The sequence below is a fragment of the Edaphobacter lichenicola genome, assembly GCF_014201315.1.
GTDB classification, from domain to species: Bacteria; Acidobacteriota; Terriglobia; order Terriglobales; family Acidobacteriaceae; genus Edaphobacter; species Edaphobacter lichenicola_B.
Window position 1 is genome coordinate 251,128 of record NZ_JACHDY010000006.1, and the last position, 20,724, is coordinate 271,851.

The 20,724-nt window shown below is 56.6% G+C and carries 14 protein-coding genes; 3 read left to right on the forward strand and 11 right to left on the reverse strand.

What is annotated here, in order from left to right:
- Positions 1-187 precede the first annotated feature (187 nt).
- The 8 genes from HDF09_RS18375 to HDF09_RS18410 all read right to left on the reverse strand — a co-directional run bounded on the left by HDF09_RS18375 (position 188) and on the right by HDF09_RS18410 (position 10,870).
- On the reverse strand, positions 188-1,759 hold the full coding sequence (locus HDF09_RS18375) for a GMC oxidoreductase (RefSeq protein ID WP_183768916.1): 1,572 nt from the start codon (positions 1,757-1,759) through the stop codon (positions 188-190).
- Positions 1,760-1,784: 25 nt separating this feature from the next.
- On the reverse strand, positions 1,785-2,498 hold the full coding sequence (locus tag HDF09_RS18380; RefSeq protein WP_183768917.1) for a gluconate 2-dehydrogenase subunit 3 family protein: 714 nt from the start codon (positions 2,496-2,498) through the stop codon (positions 1,785-1,787).
- A 254-nt stretch (positions 2,499-2,752) separates the two neighbouring features.
- On the reverse strand, positions 2,753-3,709 hold the full coding sequence (locus HDF09_RS18385) for a carbohydrate kinase family protein (protein ID WP_260181754.1): 957 nt from the start codon (positions 3,707-3,709) through the stop codon (positions 2,753-2,755).
- A gap of 46 nt (positions 3,710-3,755) precedes the next feature.
- Entirely contained in the window at positions 3,756-5,111 is a 1,356-nt protein-coding gene (locus tag HDF09_RS18390) for an APC family permease (protein WP_183768918.1), read from the reverse strand.
- A 15-nt stretch (positions 5,112-5,126) separates the two neighbouring features.
- Positions 5,127-7,880, reverse strand: coding sequence for a glycoside hydrolase family 2 protein (locus tag HDF09_RS18395; protein WP_183768919.1), 2,754 nt, complete (start codon positions 7,878-7,880; stop codon positions 5,127-5,129).
- 204 nt (positions 7,881-8,084) lie between these two features.
- Complete coding sequence (locus HDF09_RS18400) at positions 8,085-9,245, reverse strand: LacI family DNA-binding transcriptional regulator (protein ID WP_183768920.1); 1,161 nt, start codon at positions 9,243-9,245, stop codon at positions 8,085-8,087.
- 185 nt (positions 9,246-9,430) lie between these two features.
- A complete protein-coding gene (locus tag HDF09_RS18405) occupies positions 9,431-10,561 on the reverse strand; it encodes a tetratricopeptide repeat protein (protein WP_183768921.1) in 1,131 nt (376 codons plus the stop codon).
- A 114-nt stretch (positions 10,562-10,675) separates the two neighbouring features.
- Positions 10,676-10,870, reverse strand: coding sequence for a hypothetical protein (locus HDF09_RS18410; RefSeq protein ID WP_183768922.1), 195 nt, complete (start codon positions 10,868-10,870; stop codon positions 10,676-10,678).
- Between the two features lie 14 nt (positions 10,871-10,884).
- On the opposite strand from HDF09_RS18410, the gene HDF09_RS18415 reads away from it, so the two are divergent.
- Positions 10,885-14,460 carry a TonB-dependent receptor gene (locus tag HDF09_RS18415; protein WP_183768923.1) on the forward strand — a complete coding sequence of 1,192 codons (3,576 nt, stop codon included), beginning with the start codon at positions 10,885-10,887 and terminating at the stop codon, positions 14,458-14,460.
- Between the two features lie 341 nt (positions 14,461-14,801).
- Here the strand turns inward: HDF09_RS18415 and HDF09_RS18420 are convergent, their stop codons facing one another.
- The 3 genes from HDF09_RS18420 to HDF09_RS18430 form a co-directional block, all read right to left on the reverse strand.
- Complete coding sequence (locus tag HDF09_RS18420) at positions 14,802-15,467, reverse strand: HD domain-containing protein (RefSeq protein WP_183768924.1); 666 nt, start codon at positions 15,465-15,467, stop codon at positions 14,802-14,804.
- A 94-nt stretch (positions 15,468-15,561) separates the two neighbouring features.
- A complete protein-coding gene (locus HDF09_RS18425; RefSeq protein WP_183768925.1) occupies positions 15,562-16,524 on the reverse strand; it encodes a GlxA family transcriptional regulator in 963 nt (320 codons plus the stop codon).
- Between the two features lie 137 nt (positions 16,525-16,661).
- A complete protein-coding gene (locus HDF09_RS18430) occupies positions 16,662-17,282 on the reverse strand; it encodes a TetR/AcrR family transcriptional regulator (RefSeq protein WP_183768926.1) in 621 nt (206 codons plus the stop codon).
- A gap of 410 nt (positions 17,283-17,692) precedes the next feature.
- Between HDF09_RS18430 and HDF09_RS18435 the strand changes: the two genes are divergently transcribed.
- Both HDF09_RS18435 and HDF09_RS18440 read left to right on the forward strand, forming a co-directional pair.
- The gene (locus HDF09_RS18435; RefSeq protein ID WP_183768927.1) at positions 17,693-19,075 is read left to right on the forward strand and encodes a PQQ-dependent sugar dehydrogenase; all 1,383 of its coding nucleotides are present in this window, start codon (positions 17,693-17,695) and stop codon (positions 19,073-19,075) included.
- A gap of 251 nt (positions 19,076-19,326) precedes the next feature.
- Positions 19,327-20,700 (forward strand): multicopper oxidase family protein, encoded by a 1,374-nt coding sequence (locus HDF09_RS18440; RefSeq protein WP_183768928.1) that lies wholly within the window; start codon positions 19,327-19,329, stop codon positions 20,698-20,700.
- Positions 20,701-20,724 lie beyond the last annotated feature (24 nt).

Sequence of the window (20,724 nt, forward strand, 5' to 3'; positions counted from 1 at the left end):
GGGTCAGGATTTATTTTGATCCTGGCCTCAACCTCGCCAGCCCGCGAGTGGAAGGTCGGATTAGCACACACAGATGCGCTTGTGTGGATCTGTTGATCCAGAGGCTCAGTTCGAAGATGGCAGAAACGCGTTAAGTCCGACGGAAACCCCGCAACTGCATTTCGCGAAAAGCGCGATGTGTCTCCTTCTAAATATTTCGCGTGCTCATCTCGCCGGCGAGATACTCTGAGGCTCGCATCGAGAGTGCCAGGATCGTCATCGTCGGGTTCTGCCAACCGGCACTCACAAAGCTCGCTCCATCGACAACGAATAGATTCCTATGATCGTGGCTTTGGCACCACTTATTCAGCACGCTCTTCTTCGGATCATCGCCCATGCGACAGGTTCCGACTTCATGGATACTGTACCCCGGCGGATTGGGAACGACATTCTTCGAGAGCACTTCGAATCCAGCCGCATCCGCCACCGAGCAGCCAACTTCGACCGCATCCTTCGCCATGTTGAACTCGTTGTCGGTGTACCTGGTCTCGATACGAAGCACGGGAATACCCCATGCGTCCACCTTCTCCTTATCGATGCGGACGTGGTTCTCATAACGCCCGAGCACCTCCCCCATCACTGTGATGTAGAAAGCACTGCCGTTGTATTCGTGCAGCTTCTGCTGCAGCTCCGCGCCATACGCCGCGAAGTTGCGCGGGTCGACCCCACCCATGCGGCTGGTTATATTCAACGCGTAGCCGCGCAAGAACTTGTCATACTTCGTTGTAATGTTGCGGAAGCGCGGCACGATTGCTGAGCCACCCATCAACTGTTCTGTTGCCTTGCCATTGCGCGCCTCAGGCACGGAGCAGGTGACGCCCGGTCCGTAAATCTGGTCCATCAGGTAGTGCCCCATAACGCCGCTCGAGTTGCCGAGATTTGAGTTCAACAGCAGGCGCGTGCTCTCAAGCGTTCCCGTGGCCAACACAACTACGCGAGCCTTAACATGCATCTCCCGGCGCGAGAGCCGATCGATGAAGTAGCACCCATTCGGTTGGCCGGTATTCTTATCGACCGTAATCTGCCGCACTACCGCATTGGCGATTGAGGTCAGCTTGCCGGTTCGCTCTGCATCCGGCAGCAGAAGATTCACCGAGCTCGCCAGGCCATCGCGGCCTTGCGCCCGGCGTTGCTTGCAGACCGGCATGTTGTACGCCTGCGAAGCCTTGATGAACCGCTGCATCGACTCCGACCACGCATCGTCGACAGGAACGAAGTTGCCATTTGGCATCTGCGGGGGGCCATCCTGCGCGCCCGCCACCTGGAAGATCTCTTCCACGCGCGAATAGTACGGTGACAGGTCAGCGAGGCCGATAGGCCAGTCTTCGCCAAAGCCATCATGCGACTTGCCCTTGAACTCGTAGTCGCTCAACCGGAACGACTGGCGCGACCAGAAGAGCGACCGCCCGCCAAACAACCGCACCCGCACCCAGTTGTACGGATTCGCGGGATCGAATGTGTATGGAACCTCCTCCTCGTCCACCCAGACGTTCGCGTTGAACTCGTTCGCCTGGAAGACATGCTCCAGCCGCCCCGGTGGTTTGAAGCCGCGATACGGAAGATCGTACGCGGGCTTGCGCTGTGCATCTCTGGCTACGTCGGCCACCGGGCCCGCGTTTAACATCAGGCATCGAATGCCCTTCTCCGTCAGGATCTTGGCAGCCATGCCGCCAGAGTGCCCCGACCCGATAATTAGTACATCGAAGTTTGTGACTGTCATTGTCTTTGTCTGGAGTTACTCACTTCTAACGCGGGTAGGAAGGCATCGTGTGCGCGGCTTTGGGAACAGCCATCACGTGCGGAGGGAGGTGCGTGGAAGTTGCGCCCAGGCCGGCCATATCCGGCTCGATCGGAGACCAGTAAAGTCCTCCCGTCACCCAGTCTTGCCCGGCTGCCGCGCTAACGTCGTCCCAGGCCTTCGAGTTCATAGTCGCAGTTCGGATGTCTTCGTGTGCGATGTTGATGAAGTCCGCGTGCAGTTCGGTCGGTGGATGGTCCGTCATCCAGGTGCGCAGCCAGGGCTTGATGAGCGCATCTGCCTGAGTCGCATTCAGCTGAGCGAACGGCAGCTTGTACCTGGTCTTTGCTTCTGCGTCGAGCCAGTCCAGGCCACCGCTGTATACCTGCTTGCGGGCTTCGGAGGAGCTACCGATCAGGAAGTCGAGGAACATGGGTGTCCCTGCCTGGAGCGCGCCGGGCTTGTCGCCGAGCGGTGGGAGCAGTAAGTCACATAGCCGCGTGAATGTTGCAAGTTGAGCAGGAGTAAAAAAGTTCGCCTCGATCTCCGCAATCCCTTCGGCAGTTTCAGTGACAGGTAGTGGTGTCTTGGGATTCAGCCCCAGTGACCACGGTACCGGAGCTGGGGGTGGCGGGTCAGGATTCGCTGTCTGCTGAGCAAGCAGTGCCTTCGGTAGAAGTCCTGCCGAGATGACAGCGCGCACGAATTCACGACGCAACATAGAGTCTCCTTCTGCTGGCAAAAGATTACACTCACCTTCTTCCGTCGTCCAACTCGCGCAGCAGCAGCTGTGATTTTCAGTGAATGCAACGCGTAACGGAAGCGTCAGGCGAGGTGGAAAGGGTGATCTCATCTGACGAGACAGGGAGACTATGCTTGCCTGGCAGATCGTGACAATAGCTGACGCTGTTTTGTTGCATCCGACTTTCGCCTAAGACACTTCAACATTCATCTGCTATTGCGATCGTCCGTCTTTCATCGTGAAACGATCTCCGTCGCAACGCCGAGGCCCTCAAGAAATTGTTGCATGCGATGTGGCGCGGAAAACGCCTGGGTCCCTCCGATTGCTGTTGTGGAGTAGGCCCCGCACGCATTGCCCAGCGCAAGGCAGTCTCTTACTCCGGTGCCGTGGACGAACGCGTGTAGAAACCCGGCGTTAAAGCTGTCTCCGGCGCCTATGACATCGACGAGCTCGGTGAGATGCCCGGGGGCTTCGTAACGTAATCCTCGATGGCTAACCAAGGCACCTGCGGCTCCACGTTTAATGACCAGCATAGGGATCATCTCGGACAGCTTGTCAATCGCGTCTTCCAGATTGGACTCATTCGCCAATCGGCAGGCCTCTCGTTCGTTGGGCATCAGAATATCGAGATGGGCGAGGGTCTCTGCGATGGGACCCTCCCATGAGTTCTCTGGATCGTCATTGGTATCGAGCGAGGTAGTCAGGCCAGCCTGGCGCATTGTGGCCAGAAGCTTCGGCACATCGTCGCGCAGTCCGCGTTGGAGGAAGAACGAGGACAGGTGAAAGTGTCTACCGGAGGCAAGATAGTCGAGGTCGAGATCCTCATAGCGGAGTCCTGAGATTGTGCCGGGATAGGTGAGAGCCCGGCGGTTGTGTTCATGCTGCAGCAGCACGGTCACGCCCGTGCCGATGCCCGGTTTCGGCGAGACGGCACGCGATAGGTCGACGCCCGCCTGCAGAAGAGCCTTAAGGCAAAGATCCGTGAAGGGATCGGCACCAAGCTGCGGGATGAAACCGGTGCGACTGCCCAGGGTGGCGAGGTTGTGCGCAGTAATAGCGGAGGAACCGCCTAGTGTCAGAGCCATGCTGGTGGCGAGAAGTTCTCGCTCGACGGGAAGCTCTTCAGGCAAACCGTACATCAGCAAGTCCATTGTGATCTCGCCGGCCAAGGTTATATCGAACTGTGCCAACTTGCCTCCCAGCTATTTCGTCTTGCCGAATTTGAGATCCGATCTCTCATGAGCGTGTGCGAAGCTGCGTGCCTCCGCTCATCTGATGTCTGCGAAGTAGCCATAAAGCGATACCCAGCGTAGCCCAGACGGTTCCCGTCCATCGCGCCGTCACGCCGAGATTGAGCCACAAAAAGAAGCACACCAGGAAACCGGAGAGAGAGAGCACAATGGGGAACAATGGGTTGGTGCCATCGGCACGATAGGCGCGATAGGCTAGTACCGCGGATGCGACGTTCACACCCATGAAGGCCAGGAGAGCGCCGTAGTTCAGCAGTTCGGTTCCTAGTTGGTAGCTCATGGCGACCGCGCCTACCAGGACGATCGCGCCGATCAGCAGGACGTTGTTCTGTGGGATGCGACGGATCGGATTGAGCGCACCGAAGAACCTGCGCGGCAAAGCTCCGTCTTGCCCCATTGCGAACAAGAGCCGTGCCGCTCCTAATTGTGACGCCATGCCGGAACCGATGGTTGCGATCAGTAGCGCACCGTTCATCAAAGCGAATAGGAAGGGGCCTCCGGCGCGCTGCGCGATTGCTACATAGGCGGTGTCAAGATCAGGGAAGGCGACGCCGCGTGGCCACACCAGTTGTGCCAGATAGACCTCGATGGATGCGAGAACACCGGTGATGAGGCAGGTGAGAATGATTGCGCGCGGAATAGTCCGGCCCGGATCGTGCGCCTCATCGCTCAGGGTCGAGATGCCGTCGAAGCCAATGTAGGTGAGCACCGCGATCGAGGTGCCACGAAAGACGGCGTGAGCAGAGAAGGTGCTTCTATCGTAGACAGGGTTCGTATAGAACGCGACGGATGACGTATGCAGATGGAAGATGTAGCGCACGGCGGCGACCACGAAAAGAATGATCACAACGCCTAACCCCGCTGCAACAGCAGTGTTGATACGCGCCGAGGTTTCGACGCCTCGCAGGTTGAGGATGGTGAAAAGTCCAGCGAAGAAAAGCACCCAGAGGATGTAAGGAACTTCGGGAATGAAGTTGATTGCGGCTTTACTGCTCCAGATCGTGCAGATCAAAGGGTTGAGAATGTAATCCATGGCCATGCACCAGCCGGTCATATAGCCGAGAGCCGGATGCAACTCTTCGCCCACGTAGGTGAATGCAGAACCGCCCTTGGGATAGGCGCGCGCCATGCGGCCGTAGCTGTATGCGGTAAACAGCATCGCGATCAGCGCGAACAGAATAGCCATCACTACGTGACCGCGCGACTCCTGGTAGATGACACCAAAGACCGGCATCGGTGCAGTCGGTTGAATCAGGATGATGCCGTAGAGGATGAGGTCGCGATAGCGCAGACTGCGTTTCAGCGTAACCGCCTGTCCATCGTGGTGCAGCTCAGTTGGCATCGTGCTCTTTACCTTTTATTGATCTTGCGTCGCCTTTGTGACTAACAAAGGCGATCCGGACTTCTCGGGAGTAACCTGAGAGCTGATGGTAACCGGCTCCAGATTCCACCCTTCTATCTTTACCTTCAATCCGGACTTCCCCTTCAACTCGACGCGGGAGAGGATGTCGGACGGCAGCAGCGCAGTCAAGTCACGCTCTTCGCCGGGCATTAGCTCGATGTAGTTATCGCTCCAGGTAATACGTGGCAGCTTCGCCCCTTGAACATCATCAAGCTCAGCTGCGATTTGAAAGGCCAGCGCCTTCGACGGATTCGAGACGTGCAGATGAACCATCGTCCCCGCGCTTCGAGCTGTCGCTGTGATGCGCGAAGGTGCCAGGCTCTGTAGAGCTGTCATGTCTTCCGATATCTTCGCCGGGGTGTGCGTGTAAGTAGTCTTTGCCCAGTCGAACTCCGTCAGCTTCGCCGGCACCCAGTAGAAGTTTCTGCTCTCCACCATATCCTTCGCGTTCTTCAACTCGAGTTGAACGAAGTACACGGTGGATGGAGTCTGGAAGACCTCTTGCGGGATGTCGAATGCCTTGATCGAGCTATCGGGTCCGACATCCAGAGGGGTAGATTTGCTGAACAACTCCTTCAAGTTGATGTCATACACATGAGCAACCGCGGTTAGACCGGGTGCGGCCTTGTAAATGCTGTTGACGACATAGACGCTGTGATCGTCATAGGAGTACTGCACATGCAGCAGCTCGCAGGCTTTCTTCGTTCCGTAGTATCCCCCCGCAGCATCGAGGTAGTAGTCGTAGAGGTGCCAGATGCTCGAGGGCCACGCGTTGTTGAGCATCCATTGAATCACGCCGGTTGAGTTGTACTTGTTGCGGCCATAGGCCTCGAACATGGCGCGTTCGCCATCGAAGGCCATAGACTGTGCAACCTGGTTATAGCGTGCCGCGGTCTTTGCTTCGCCATAAGTTGCGGACATGGCGTCGTTGAAGACGTGAATATCCTGGAAGCCTTCGCCGCCTGCGTGATATCCCCAGACAGCGTCCTGCGGCCACTGATGATCAGGCGGCAACATCTTCTTCAGACTCTGCAGAGAGGGAATTGCCGGTCCGGGGCTGGTCTCGGTGTTGAATCCATAGGCCCCGCCGTACTTCGTATCGACGAGCCAGTAGGAAGGCGCGACAAAATCGTACGGGCCAGTCATCTTGACCCCACTCGGACCGCTCACGGTAGTTGGTGCTGCGCTCGCCGACGACACGATGGCATTTGGCCAATGCGTCTGCTCGAGAACTTTCAGGTAGGCCGTTTCGACGTTCGCGGGCGGAGGATTGTCGCTTCCGTTGAACCACGCAATCAAGCTGGGATGGCTGCGGATGCGAAGGATCTGAGACGTCAGCGAAGCCGTGGCGACGTTCAATGTATCGGGGGTCCACTTGTCCCAGTGCTCCCAATGATCGCAGCAACACCAGCCCGCGATCACCAGAAAACCTTGCTCATCGGCCAGGTGAAAGAACTCGTCGGTCTCCATCTTGCCTTCCAGACGGATCGTATTCAGGTGCATGTCATGCACCATGCGAAACTCTTCGGCCACGCGTTCGGGCTGTTGACGCAGCAACATATCCTGCGACCAGCCTGCACCACGAATGAGAATGGGCCGCTGGTTGACGCGAAACAAGCGGTACCCCTTTGCAGTCAACTCGGAGTTAACCTCGCGTATGCCGAAGCGGCTGGTCTGCTCATCCGAAACCGAGCCATTCAGAAGGAAGCGGAGAGTCAGGGTCTGGAGCGGATGCGCCCCCTGGTCGACCGGCCACCATATCTGGGGGTGTTCGATCCGTAGTTGGGGAAAGTCGCTTGGCGCAAACGAGATCGTCCTCTCTTCTCCCGCAGCCAGGCGCACGGACTGCGAGATGGGGATGCCGGCGACCGTTCCTTCGAGACGACCTTCAACCGGATGGTCTGTCGCGTTGTTAACTTCGGCCCGGACGGTAAGCTCTGCCGTCTGCAAGGAGGCATCCGGGAAGTGGGTCGTCGCAATGGGGGAACGTACCGCGACAGGACCACTTGTCATCAGAGAGACGGCCCCCCAGAGACCCATGTCTTTATCGGGAGGGCAAGGATTCCAGTCGACCCAGTTGATGCCCAGATCGGTCGGAGTGGGAGCAAATGTCTCCACAGCCAGCACATTTTCCTCACCTGGCTTTATCGCTTTGGTGACGTCGAACTCATACGTGCGATAGGCCCCCTGCACCTGATCGGAGTCGGCGATCTTCCGGCCGTTCAGCCAGATGTCGGCGCGGTAGTTGATGCCGCCGAAGCGCAGCCAGAGCGTCTTTCCTCGTTCGCTGGCAGCTACGTGGAAGCTCTTGCGATACCACCAGCCACAGCGATAGGGGCTGTCCGCCGGCATGTCAAGGTTCGAGAAGTTTTCTCCCAGCGGGTAAGACGTTCCTGGAATCGAACGCAGATTTGTACCTACGAAGGGATCTTTGAATTCGCCTGCCGCAACCTGCACCGCGAGCACCGTTGCAGGAACGCTTGCGGGATACCAACCCTCGGTTGGCGCATTCGACATGGAGAGTTCTGCGCCCACGCCGTGGACCTTGCAATCTGACTGAACCGCCCAACCCGATTTGAGCAGTACCGCAGAGGGCGGATTGCCTGCCGCGGCGCGTGCCGGCCCATGGGATGCAGCAAGCCAGACACCCAGGATGATTAGACGGCTCCGATGGATAAGGCACTTCGTGGTGCGCGTTCGCAGAGTCATGCTGTTCAGTACCTCCAGAGATCTTTCTTGCGTCTGGTTTGCGATTCAATTCGGGAGATCCGGAAAAGATATCGAATGCAAACGGACGACTGGGAAGTCACATTTTCAGTGATTGATGTGGACGACGAACGAATATTAGAACGTTTGAATATAAATTGCAATCCCATAAATTATCTCGACCACACGTCGCAACAGAAAGCAGCGCTATCTCTTTTTCCTTCGTGCACGCCCTTGAGACGCGACAGACAACCGCGTAACTGGCGTAGCCCGCATATCCACTAGACGTCTCGCCGTCGATTGGCGGATGACCAGCTCTGGAGGCAACAAGTGCAGCGTGCCGGTGAGGGAAGAAGGCCCCACCGTAGTATGGGACTTTGTATCGGCGAGCGAGTCGAGCACCCACTTGGCCGCCATGCTTCCCATCTGCTCCATCGGTTGACGGATCGTGGTGAGGCCGGGTGTATTCACGGCTGCGTGGGGAATATCGTCGAAGCCGATGATGGAACAGTCTTTGGGTATGTGCCGTCCCGCCTGGCGCAGTGCACGAATTGCGCCCAGACTCGTGAGATCGTCGAAGGCGATCACGGCAGTGAACTCGGCTCCCTTTTCAATCATCGACGAGATGAGACGGTAACCTCCCTCAAACTCGGAGGTTGGGTCGTCGGCTGGCGAAAGTTGTCCGACGAGTTCAGGAGCGAGCGATAGTCCGGCTTCAGCGGCGAAGCGCTGGATTCCGTTCCAGCGGCGATCACTGTCGGCCAGTTCGGAAGGACCACGGAGAACGGCGATCTTACGATGGCCAAGCTCATAAAGATGCTGTGCAGCGGCGTATCCACCAGCCTCGTTGTCTACCTGTAAAGAGCGGACGCGGCTTGCGGTGAGGTCACGGCCCACACCGACCATGGGAATCTGGCTCTTCCGAATGTCGGCGAGCTGGTCGAATTCACCAAAAAGCCAGTTGGCAACAAGGATCAGCCCTTCGACCCGGCGCTCCATCAACATCTCAAGATGGCGACCAAACTGCTTGCGCTGGTTGTGGGCGATCATGATGATTGGCAGGTAGGTCGTTGAATGGAGTGCCTTCTCGATGCCTTGCAGGATGAGCGTGCAGAACGGATCGGAGATGTCCGAGACCATGATGCCGATAGTGTGGCTTCGGCGGCTGCGGAGTGAGCGAGCAGCCGCGTCTGGACGGTAGCCAAGTTTGCTGGCGACGGCGCGGATATGCTCTTTGGTGCTGGCGGCAACATAACGGGAGAGTGGCGCTTCGTTGAGCACGAGCGAAACGGTGGAGATAGAAAAGCCGCTGACGCGCGCAATATCGGCGAGGGTGATGCGCTTCGTGTAGTGGTTTTGAGTTATCAAGCGACGCGACCCCTTACGATTATAAAATCTGCGATAGCTGTTGCCGAGTGTAAAGGAAGTTGTTGGAGCGCGCTCTGTAGAAGCTGCGGATGGAAGAGTCGGCGCACCGTTTCCTGCGTGTTGATTGGCGGAGTCGATCTTTGTGACACGATAGAAATCCTTTTGCGATGCATACTCTGTAGCAACTATTGCTGCGCAGCATCCTGCGCGTCGGCTGACCGGTCACCCGAAGGATCTTGCTGCAGGCGATCGTTGAACGACTTCAGCAAATGCGCGGCCTTGTCGAACTCCTGATGGGCCTTCGCGGACTGGCCTAGGCGGGTCAAAACTTTGCCTCGGGCGTAATGCACACTGGCACTTTGCGGGGCCAGGGCTTCGGCATGGTCCAGCATCTCCAATTCCTCCGAGTAGCGGGCGGCATCCCGGTACAACTTGGCGAGACCGAAGTAAGAGTTTACGAGTGCGCTGTTATGTTCGATAGCTTGGCGGAAACTGTGTTCAGCTTTTTCGGGCTGATGGAGTTGGGCGTACAAGATGCCGAGATCTTCGTAGTCATAGGCGAAGTCCGGTTCGAGGGCTGCGTCTTTTTGTAATTCCGTCTCAGCTTGAGGATAAGCATGCTGCTCCAGGTAGGTGCGCCCCAAAAAATAGTGCACCAGAGGAAGGTCGGAGCGCGCGGCTGCAGCGGCGCGGAACTCTTCCAGGGCTTTTTCGGTATTGTCTTCGGCCAACCATGCCTTCCCAACATATAAATGGAACTCCGGCGTGTTCTGGCCAATCGCCAGCATCTGATCGAAGGCTTTCTTTTGTAGCAGGGGGTTGGACGATTTACTGGCCGCTATGCTCAGGACATAGAGAAAGTTCAAATTCGTAGACTCTTGTTCCCACAGCGGCGTGAGGGTATCGCTGGCTTCCTTGTACTTATTCGTAAAAAAATAGCAGAGCCCCAGCAAATACCGAGCCTGAAGCGAATCGGGCGCACGCTGCAAGGCTTCGGAGAACGGTCCGATGGCCCCCTCGAAGTCGTTCTTGCGATAGTGGGCAAGGCCGATGTTCAGTGGAATACCGGGCACATTAGGTGCGAGCAATTCCGCTTGATGCAGTTCGACCAGAGCATCATCCCACCGCCGCTCCCGCATATAGGCAACGCCTAGATTGACGTGGGCCGCACTCGATTTAGGGTCCAGAGCAATAACTCGTCGAAAATCCTCTTCAGCGGCACCAAGTTGGCCGCTTTGCATGGCCTGCATACCCTGGCGGAAGAGCGATGCAGGATCTGCAGTGGTGTTGGCGGAGTTTTGTACGGAGGCCGACACAGCTGCTGGCGCTGAGAAGGTGGCCTGTTCTGTGCCGCGAGCAAGGGCCTGAGCTGCATAGAGTAAGCAGAGTAACAGTAGAGATCGAAATCCTTTGCAGTGATTCAAGTGGTTTCAGCCTTCTGGGGGCAGTGTACTGAAAACCTGCTTAGGAGCACATACAAATCCAGGCCCAGATAAATAAACAAAAAACTTTTTCTTGACAAGATATTCAATCGTTCTAATATAGGCACATTCCACTTCTGCCAGCGCGCCGCAAAGGGAACCTTTTTTAGAACTGCCATTGTTTTTCATTTCCTGAGTGCTCACGGAGGCATTAAGTCATGTGGTCCCGATGTTCTCTTTCCTCTGATCCAACCGCGCAATCCGCTCTTTCTCACGCTCCGTTCGACGCCGCCGGGAAGTCGGGGAAGACTTCTTCCTCGAAGGGCCTTCGCTATGTGCTCTTCGCGCTTTGTCTTCTCTTGCCGGCCTCACTGATTGCGCAGCAATCAAGTTCCATAGACGGCACCGTCAAAGACCAGAGCGGTGGGGCCATCCAGAATGCCAAGGTGACACTCATCAATGTGGCCCAAAATACTGCCATCGATGCCACCACCAACGCGGCTGGCGAGTACTCGCTGCCCGGTCTTGTGGCCGGCACCTACAATCTGCAAGTCACCTCTCCGGGGTTCGAGAAGTTTGCCGCCAACGGGATCATCGTCCGCGTTGCGCGGAAGGAGCGGGTGGATGCGCAACTCACGGTTGGAGCCGTAACCGCGGAGATCCAGGTAAGCGGTAGCGATTTGGGTGTCGTGCAGACGGAGTCGCCTGAGATCTCCTTCACCATCACGGGCAAGCAGATTACGCAGCTCGTGTTGAACGGCCGTAACTTCGCACAGCTCGTCACCCTGTCCCCCGGTGTCGTCAGCCAGACCAACCAGGACGAGGGTGAGACCGGCGTTGCCGGCAGTGTCGAATACGCCATCAATGGCGGGCGCCCCCAGTACAACAACTGGGAGATCGACGGCGCGAGCGTCATGGACAACGGCAGCAACGGCACCCTCAACGTCTACCCCAACGTCGACGCCATCGCGGAGACTCAGGTGCTTACCTCCAACTACGGCGCTCAGTACGGACGCAACGCATCCGGCACTGTGCAGTCCCAGACAAAGTCGGGTACAGACCGTTTCCATGGCGAGCTATTCGAGTTTCTCCGCAACGATGCCTTCAATGCTCGCAACTACTTCGAAACGTCGGTTCCAACCTATAAGAAGCATGACTATGGCTTTACCATCGGCGGCCCGGTCTATATACCGCACCTCTACAATCCAGGCGTGAGGAAGACCTTCTTCTTCTACTCGCAGGAGTGGCGCCACGAGAATGTGCCTGGCACCAACTTCAATCAGCCGGTACCTTCGGATGCGCAGCGCACCGGAAACTTCTCTGACCTCTGTCCAGCCGCAGGCAGTCCTGTAGATACGGCGGATTTTCCTGATTGCCCGGTCAATCCATCCACCGGCTCGTACTTCACGAATAATCAGGTCCCCGTCGATCCCAATGGACAGGCGCTGCTCGCACTCATTCCCGCGGCAAACACATCCGTCCAGGGAGCTCCGTACTATGTCGCGTCTCCTTCGCAATTGACCACCAACCGCGAAGAGCTCTTTCGCATCGATCAGGTCTTTAGCGAAAAACTGCGCGGCTTCTATCGTTTCATCTACGACTCCTGGTCCACGGTGAGCTCCTCTCCGACCTTTCAGACGAACGCCTTTCCCACCGTCCAAAACAGCTTCGCCGGCCCCGGCATCGATATGGTGGCCAACCTTACCTACGCTGCCTCTCCGTCGCTGGTCAACGAGTTTGTGGCCGACTACACCACCGATCACATCACCCTCACCAATATCAGCAAGGGTATCGATCGTAGCGGCTTCTCTGGCAACGGGTTCTTCAACAACGGCTACGGCGGGGTCCTTCCTTCGATCATCCTTACTGGCAACTCGGCATATGCCGGTGGCTTTACCGTCAATACCGGTTACTTTCCATGGCAGAACTCGAATCCCACCTATAGCTACCGCGACGACCTCACTAAAACCCTCAACCGCCAAACCCTCATCTTCGGCGTCAGCTTGATCGCTGGCCAGAAGAATGAGCCGTCTACGGGAAATAATCAGGGGACCTTTAACTTCAGCACATCGTCGTTGGTAACCACGGGAAATTCCTTCGCCGATTTGCTGACAGGGCAGGTCTACAAGTTCTCACAAACCTCCGCCCAGCCGAAGTACTACAACCGGTACAAGATTGTTGAGCCCTACTTCCAGGACAACTGGCGCGTAACTCCGAAACTGACCCTTAACCTCGGCCTTCGGTTGAGCCTCTTCGGTACCTATCACGACATCAGCAACCAGTCCGGCAACTTTGAGCCTTCGGCATGGAAGGCTACGAGTGCACCAACGATTGACGCAGACGGATCGATCACAGGTCAGGCAGGAGCCCTTGTGCCCGGTACCGGAAATGTCTTCAACGGCGTGGTCTCTTGTGGCAAGAATGGCGTGTATTCGGGCTGTATGAGCGGGCACCTCTTCAATCCTGCGCCGCGAGTAGGGTTTGCTTATGACGTCTTCGGCAACGGGAAGCTTGCGGTGCGCGGCGGCTATGGCATCTTCTTCGAACACACCAATGGCAACGAGAGCAACTCCGAGTCTTTGGAGGGTTCCGCTCCAATCGTACAGACCCCGAATAAGTACAACTTCACCGGCTACACCAACGCAGGCGGAGCCGGCCTGCAGTTCCCGCTAGCGTTTTTCGCAATCCCAACCCACGCTGTCTGGCCGTACGTCCAGCAATATAACTTGGCTGTCCAGGGTGAGTTGCCAAGCCACACGGTACTGCAGATAGCCTACGTCGGCAGCGTTGGCAGGCATCTGCCCACCTGGTCTGACCTGAACCAGCTCAGGCCACTGACCGCAACGGAAAACCCTTACGGCCCAGGCCAGGCAATCTCTGCTAACGACTGCCTCACAAACACTGTAAATGGGCAGCCGCTAACCGGAGATCCCTTGATCCGCCTGGAAGTTGCTTGCGGGACCTCTGCTGATTTGTTCCGGCCTTATACAGGCATCAGTGGAATCAATAACTCAACCAACTCCGTGAATTCGATCTACAACGCGCTGCAGATCGGAGTCAGCCGATACTTTGGTGGCTTGAACGGCAGCCTGGCGTACACCTACGGTCACTCCATCGACGAAGGTTCGAACGGCGCGTATGGGAATACCGAAGTAATCAACAGCTACAACCTCAGCCAGAGCAGGGCGAGCTCAAACTTCGACGAACGGCACAGCCTTGCAGTTAGTCTGGTCTATGACATTCCCCTCTTCACCCAACCCGGACTTTTGCACTCGGTCCTTGGGGGATGGCAGGTCTCAGATCTCACCATCTTTCAAACCGGCACGCCCTTCAGCCTGACCAACCAGGCCAACACGGATAACGCCGGAACAGGAAATGCCTTCGCCAACACTGCAAATGGTCAAGTGCAATCCTATCCGGATATCGTTGGGAAGATACACGGCAAAGTCGCTACCAAGTATCCCTCTGGGCCGGGACCGCGGCTTTATAACAGCGATGCCTTTGCCGCTCCTCAAGGGCTCACCTATGGCAACGCTGGCCGCAACGTGCTCAACCTTCCGTCTCGCACGAACTTCGATATGGGGCTGTTCAAGAACTTTGCCATCCGCGAGGACATGCACTTCGAGTTCCGTACGGAGGCGTTCAACGTCTTCAACCATACTCAGTGGAGTACGATCAATTCGTCCACAAGCTGCTACGCCGTCGCAGGAGGCTGTTCGGCCGACCCCTTCCTGACGGCGACCGCAGCGCACAACGCGCGCATCCTCCAATTCGCTGGAAAATTTGTCTTCTAATCAGCAAGGCAATGCATGCTGGCTGGGCCGTTCCGTACGGTTCAGCCAGCATCTGGTTGCTTGACAAATTGCTCCCACGAAAGAGGGTGGAGAAATATAGTTACCCTGCCCTGGACCGCTCTAACCCTCACAAGGTCACATCAAAGTCCAAGCCTAAGCCACCTATCCTGAATACTTTGGCGCATTTTCCGGGGGATGGGGGATTTGGATCCTCGCGCAATGGGCGCGTTTATCGGCACTAATCTGTTCATGGCAAGCAGTAGTGCACGAGGTGAGTGAACCCACATCTCTGTAGGAGAGATGTGGGTCAAACCTGCCTTTGGAAGAAGGCCTTTCGCTTATCAGCCGAGCCAGGAAGAGTTACGGATCACACTGCAGAAGTTGCCACGGTGAAAGGCGGGATCTTTGTCTGCGAGCACGTCCGCTTTAACGTTTCCGAAGGTAGTCTCAGGCTTGTGTTTGATGCCGTCGTAGAAGGTCTGGAGGATATCCTCTTTGAAATGGGCTGTACGCGGGAACGCCTGCACAACCGCGTTGCGGTCTGACTCTGTGAAGCTGGTGTAGTCGATTCCGAGCACATCCATTTCGACGCCTGCCGTCACGAGGGCAACGACCGGATGCATATATTGAGGGATGCCGGGAGTTGTGTGAAGTGCAATCGCAGTCCATACGCGGTCGATGTCCTCTTCAGAGATGCTATGGCGGCGCAGGAAGTCGCGCGCGGCATTTGCACCATCAACCTCAAAACGGTCTGCGGCGCTGCTGTAAGCAGGTACGAGACCGATGTCGTGGAACATTGCGCCGGCGTAGAGAAGTTCGGCATCAAAGTTGAAGCCACGACGCTGGCCTGCGAGCGCGCCAAAGTAGTAGACGCGGCTGGAGTGATTGAAGAGCAGAGTCGATTCCGTATCGCGAATGAACTCCGTGATTTCATTGGCAAGAGTACTGTCTGGAACTGTGATGCCCGAGATGAGTGCTGCTTGAGAAGCCTGAGTTGATATGGTCATGGACGCCTCCTGCGTGATTTGCTTACATATCCACGCTAGAACTTCCGGTGTGTGAACGCCACGACATGATTACAGCAATTTAGGACATTTGCATCTACGAGACTGACCCACGCGCGAGTGTGCTCTTAAAGCGACTGACGTATTCGGCCGCAGTAACGCCGAGGACCCGGAGAAAGGTGCGGCGCATCGCATCTGCAGATTTGAAGCCGCAGGAGTCGGCTATTTCTTTAAGCCCGCGAGAGGAGCTGTCGATGATCTGCTGTGCTGCTTCGACGCGCATGCGGTCAACGAACTGGCCGGGGTTCATTCCGGTCTCGCGGAGGCAGACGCGCGTGAAATGGCGAGCGCTCATACCAATGCGCTCGGCGAGCGACTCAACGGTAAGGTCTTCACGAAGGTGTTGGAGCATCCATATTTGAAGCTCGCGCAATGGCTGCGAGGTGACGGCCTGATGGGAGAGCATGTGACTGTATTGCGCTTGTCCGCCCGGACGCACGAGGAACATGACGAGGAAGCGCGCGATCTTGAGAGCTGTTTCATGTCCGTGATCTTCTTCGACCAGCGCGAGCGAGAGGTCAATTCCGGCTGTGATACCTGCCGATGTGTAGATAGAGCCGTCGCGCAGATAGATAGGCTCGGGCCGCACAACGACGTTTGGGTACTCCCTGGCGAGACGGTCGCAGAAGTTCCAGTGCGTAACGGCTTGCTTCCCGTCCAGGAGACCTGCTTCGGCGAGAAGGAACGCGCCGGTACAGATGGATGCGACACGACGTGACTGCCTTGCGGTTTTCGCGATCCAGACGATGAAGTTAGGATCGTAACTGCCACTTTCTGCGCCGGGACCTCCGACGATTACAAGGGTGTCGATGGGACCGCGCACGTCAGCGATGGGAGTTGCGTGGGCGAGCACGACGCCGCGATTGGTCTGAAGAGTTCGTTCAAGGCCGGGGTTTGCAAGTTGAATCTCGTAATCGGGCGCATTGGAAAACACCTCGAACGGGCCAGTTACGTCGAGTATCTGAACGGGAGACGGTCCGATGATGACTACTTTCCGCATATGGCTAGTTTAGGGGAGCGGCCTACAATCACATCAGATTGCATTGAGTGAAGTGGCGACTTTTTATCAATCGAGAATCAGAACCTCTGAGACGGCCGACCTACATTTACTCGATTGAGTGAGCGAGATACGCCTTCTTAACGCACATCGCTGCAAACGTTCCCGAGAATGAGGTCGACGGCGGCGCAAGCCAATCGCTCGAGCTCGGTATCGTTTTCATGCTTGCCGACTCCTGCCAACAAACGGTATAAGACGTCTCCCGTCAATGAGTCGTGAAGGACCACCGCCATTCGTTCAATCGGGATCGGTGCCTTTCGCAGCTCGTCTAGACGACTTTCCAACAGAGATCGTATGATCGAAGCCGTTCTGGCGGGACCGTGCGTGTACCATGCCTCGCCTACTTCGGGGCAGTTCACGGCCTCGCCGATGGCGAGACGGTGAAGCTCTACGGACCGTTTTGCGGTGATGAGCTTCAGAATGTGAAAAGAGAGCTTTTTGAGACTCTCTTCAAGGTTCAATCCTGTGTAATCGATCTTGGTGAGCGGTTCGTTCGACTCGCGGCACAGGTTCTCAATACTGCTGATGAACAGCCCACACTTCCCGCCAAATTTGCTGTAGACCGTACTCTTCGAACCGCCAGCCAGCTCGACGATCTTGTCGATGGTAACGCCCTCATAGCCGCGCTTCAGAAACAAGTCAGCTGCGACTTTTTGGAGCCTGCCATTTCGAACCTCTCCTCGCGACCGCCTGTCAGGCATTCATCTCTCCCTTCTCCGGCCTGCATGCATCAAGGAAATATTTAATGGATCCACAGCTTGAATCCTCCTGTGTTGACAGCATTTTATGCGGCCTCCTCTTCAGGTCACCCTGGATTGCCGGCCTGAGGGTTGTCGTCGAGAGTTTCTCATTGTAATGTAATGTACAGTACAGATAATTCGCTATGCAATCGCGAATTACCTGGAGGGTACATGGGAAGCAAAAGACCGGCATTCACCATCACGGCGGACAGGACACCGTCGTTTTCGTCCTTGTAAGGAGAGGCATATGTGGGGTGGCGCGATTTCGGGGAACTCTCGGCCACCTGCTGCTGCCCCTGCTCTGGGTTGCTCTCTGCTCAACACTGCACGATCAACTATCGCAAAACTATCGATTTTGGGAGATGAAAACTATGAAACGTTCGCCCTTCGCAAAGTTCCACGCGTTAACTCTCGTTTTTACCCCGTTTCTTCCTTATGCGCTCCATGCGCAGCAGACGATCACCGGTCAGGCCGCCTTCGCGGACTACACGCAGCAGAAGCCGGGCGTCCGGCGAAAAATAACCGTGGCAGACCTGCCGGAGCCGAAACCGTCTGAATCTGTAGATAACGGTCCCACTCTTGTTCCAAGGCCTGAGGGTGCGTGGCCCCTTGCCCCGGCCGGATTTAAGGTCCAGCTCTATGCGGGCGGGGATGCAGCCACTCCTATGCAGCGCTCCGAAAACAAGAAAGAGACACACGCGCCTACCTCTGGAACCTTCGTGATGCCTCGCATCATCCACACTGCACCCAATGGAGATCTCTTTATAGCAGACTCGCAGGCTGGCTCCATATTTGTGCTGCGCGGCGTTACTGCTGCCGGGAAGGCAGGCACCATCAGCAGCTACGCCACTGGCCTTGATCATCCGTTTGGCATTGCGTTTTATCCTGCTGGCGCAAATCCTCAATGGGTCTACGTCGGAAACGCCACGACCGTCGTTAGATTCGCCTACAAGTCCGGGGATCTAAAAGCTGCCGGCGCGCCCGAGACAATCGTGCCCGATCTCCCCGGCTATGCCCAACTTCGTGGCGGAGGCCATTGGACGCGGGATGTTGTCTTCTCTGCCGACGGCAAGCATATGCTGGTGTCAGTTGGAAGTGGATCGAATGCCGACGATCCTGACACCCATCCCAGTGAGTTCCATCGTGCGGACGTGCTGGAGTACACCCCGGAGGGTAAGTTCATCGAGGTATACGCTTACGGTATTCGTAACTGTGTCGGCGAGGCTATCAACTCGGTTACGGGTCAACTGTGGTGTTCAACCAACGAGCGCGACGCCCTGGGGAACAATCTCGTTCCTGATTATGTGACGTCAGTTAAAGAAGGCGGCTTCTATGGTTGGCCCTGGTTCTATATGGGGGGCCATCAGGACCCACGACTTATGGGCACTCATCCTGAACTCAAATCCAAGGTCATTACCCCCGATGTCCTGGTTCAACCCCACATGGCTTCGCTCGGAATGACCTTTTACCCTACTAGCAAATCCACCTTCCCATCCCAATATGACGGCGACGGATTCGCAGCGCAACATGGGTCCTGGAACCGTGCGAATCGCGGAGGCTACGAGGTTATCCGTATTCCAATGAAGAACGGCAAAGCTACCGGCGAGTACGAAGATTTTCTTACTGGATTTGTCACCCCGGATGGACAGGTCTGGGGCCGACCGGTAGGAGTAGACGTAGGTCACGATGGCGCTCTCTACGTTACGGACGACGGCTCTCGCAGCATCTGGCGCGTAACCTACAGTGGAAAATAGCGAGATTTTCAGTGGATGAAACATCTCTAACGAAGTCGGCTGTGTCCACTATCTCTTGTCCCTGTTTCTCGTCGTGCGCAGGCACGCGGAGGCGATCTTCTGACCTTGTAGGACACCTTTTCGAACTGAACAAACTTCGTCAGCATGACAACCCCTTCAGGCGGAACATGCACTCTCATACAACAAAGGCGGTCCTCTGCCTTCATGGGCCGAGTCTTTTTCCACTCCGTTCGCATCCAGATATTGATGTTATGACCAACCAGGGATATTCGACATTGTTGACTCGCCGGCGCTTCGCGCAGCTTACAGGCATGGCTGCGGGCTCGGCTCTTTTGGGCGCAGCGTCCGGAGTGGCGGCCCCTCCGGACGTCGCGCTGGAGATCGCTCCGTACACGCTCGAAGCCTCCCCTAAACACCACATTCGCACAGTCGCCTACAACGGCCAGGTCCCCGGTCCGCTTCTTCGCATGCGCCAGGGACAGGAACAAACGGTAGAGGTGCGCAACCTCACCTCCGATCCCGAGGTGGTCCACTGGCACGGTCTGTTTCTTCCGTCAGAGATCGATGGAGCGATGGAAGAAGGCACCCCGATGATTGCTCCAAGAGCGTCGGCCCGATACACCTTCAAGCCCGATCCGCCCGGATTTCGTTGGTTCCATACCCACACCTTCGCGGGCAAGGACCTGGGCAAAGCACAGTACGGGGGCCAGCATGGCTTTCTCATGATCGAGCCACGCGAGAACGCGGGACGCTACGACCGCGAGGTGTTTCTGGGACTCCATGATTGGGGCGGTCATATGTTCGGCGCGGATGATGGCTCTATGAATCCCGTGTATGACGTCTCGACTATCAATGGGAAGATGCTGGGGGCAGGCGATCCGGTGCGTGTCAAGCAAGGTGAACGGGTCCTGATGCACGTTCTCAACTCAAGTCCAACCGAGGTTCACTGGATTGCGCTCGCGGGACACAGCTTCCACGTCGTCGCTCTGGACGGCAATCTCGTACCGCAACCTCGGACCGTTCCAATGCTGCGTCTCGCGCCCGCCGAAAGAGTGACTACGGTGGTTGAGATGAATGCTCCGGGCGTTTGGGTGCTTGGAGAAGTGCGGAAACATGTTCAGGCAGCAGGCATGGGAATTGTGATCGAGTACGGAGGCGCGACCGGTGAGCCAGTCTGGAAACAGCCGAATGATCTCGTCTGGGACTATCGCCAGTTCGCAGCCTCGGGCGAGACAAACCAAAGCGGAGACGAGGTCATTCGCATCGATCTCGCCTTCGATTCAAAGTTCCAGGGACACGGCAACGAGGAGCTCTGGAGGATCAATGGAAAATCCTATCCGCAGACCGACGAGCCGATCCTAAAAACGGGGCAACGCTATCGACTTGTGCTGAAGAACTTGAGCGCAGACGATCATCCGATGCATCTGCACCGCCACACCTTCGAGGTGCGCAAGTTAGAAGGAACCTCCGAGATGCACGGATTGAGGAAGGATGTCGTGCTCGTGCCCTCGAAGAGCACAGCAGATGTTGAGTTTATCGCAGACAATCCGGGAAGGACGCTCTTTCATTGTCATCAACAGGATCATATGGATCGAGGTTTCATGATGGTGTTTCGATATGCCTAGCTATTCGCGAGGCGTTCAGAAAAC

Bases quoted from the DNA above. Each gene is read 5' to 3' on its own strand.
- HDF09_RS18375 (WP_183768916.1), bottom strand. From the start codon at position 1,759: ATGACAGTCACAAACTTCGATGTACTAATTATCGGGTCGGGGCACTCT.
- HDF09_RS18380 (WP_183768917.1), bottom strand. From the start codon at position 2,498: ATGTTGCGTCGTGAATTCGTGCGCGCTGTCATCTCGGCAGGACTTCTA.
- HDF09_RS18390 (WP_183768918.1), bottom strand. From the start codon at position 5,111: ATGCCAACTGAGCTGCACCACGATGGACAGGCGGTTACGCTGAAACGC.
- HDF09_RS18395 (WP_183768919.1), bottom strand. From the start codon at position 7,880: ATGACTCTGCGAACGCGCACCACGAAGTGCCTTATCCATCGGAGCCGT.
- HDF09_RS18415 (WP_183768923.1), top strand. From the start codon at position 10,885: ATGTGGTCCCGATGTTCTCTTTCCTCTGATCCAACCGCGCAATCCGCT.
- HDF09_RS18420 (WP_183768924.1), bottom strand. From the start codon at position 15,467: ATGACCATATCAACTCAGGCTTCTCAAGCAGCACTCATCTCGGGCATC.
- HDF09_RS18425 (WP_183768925.1), bottom strand. From the start codon at position 16,524: ATGCGGAAAGTAGTCATCATCGGACCGTCTCCCGTTCAGATACTCGAC.
- HDF09_RS18430 (WP_183768926.1), bottom strand. From the start codon at position 17,282: ATGCCTGACAGGCGGTCGCGAGGAGAGGTTCGAAATGGCAGGCTCCAA.
- HDF09_RS18435 (WP_183768927.1), top strand. From the start codon at position 17,693: ATGAAACGTTCGCCCTTCGCAAAGTTCCACGCGTTAACTCTCGTTTTT.
- HDF09_RS18440 (WP_183768928.1), top strand. From the start codon at position 19,327: ATGACCAACCAGGGATATTCGACATTGTTGACTCGCCGGCGCTTCGCG.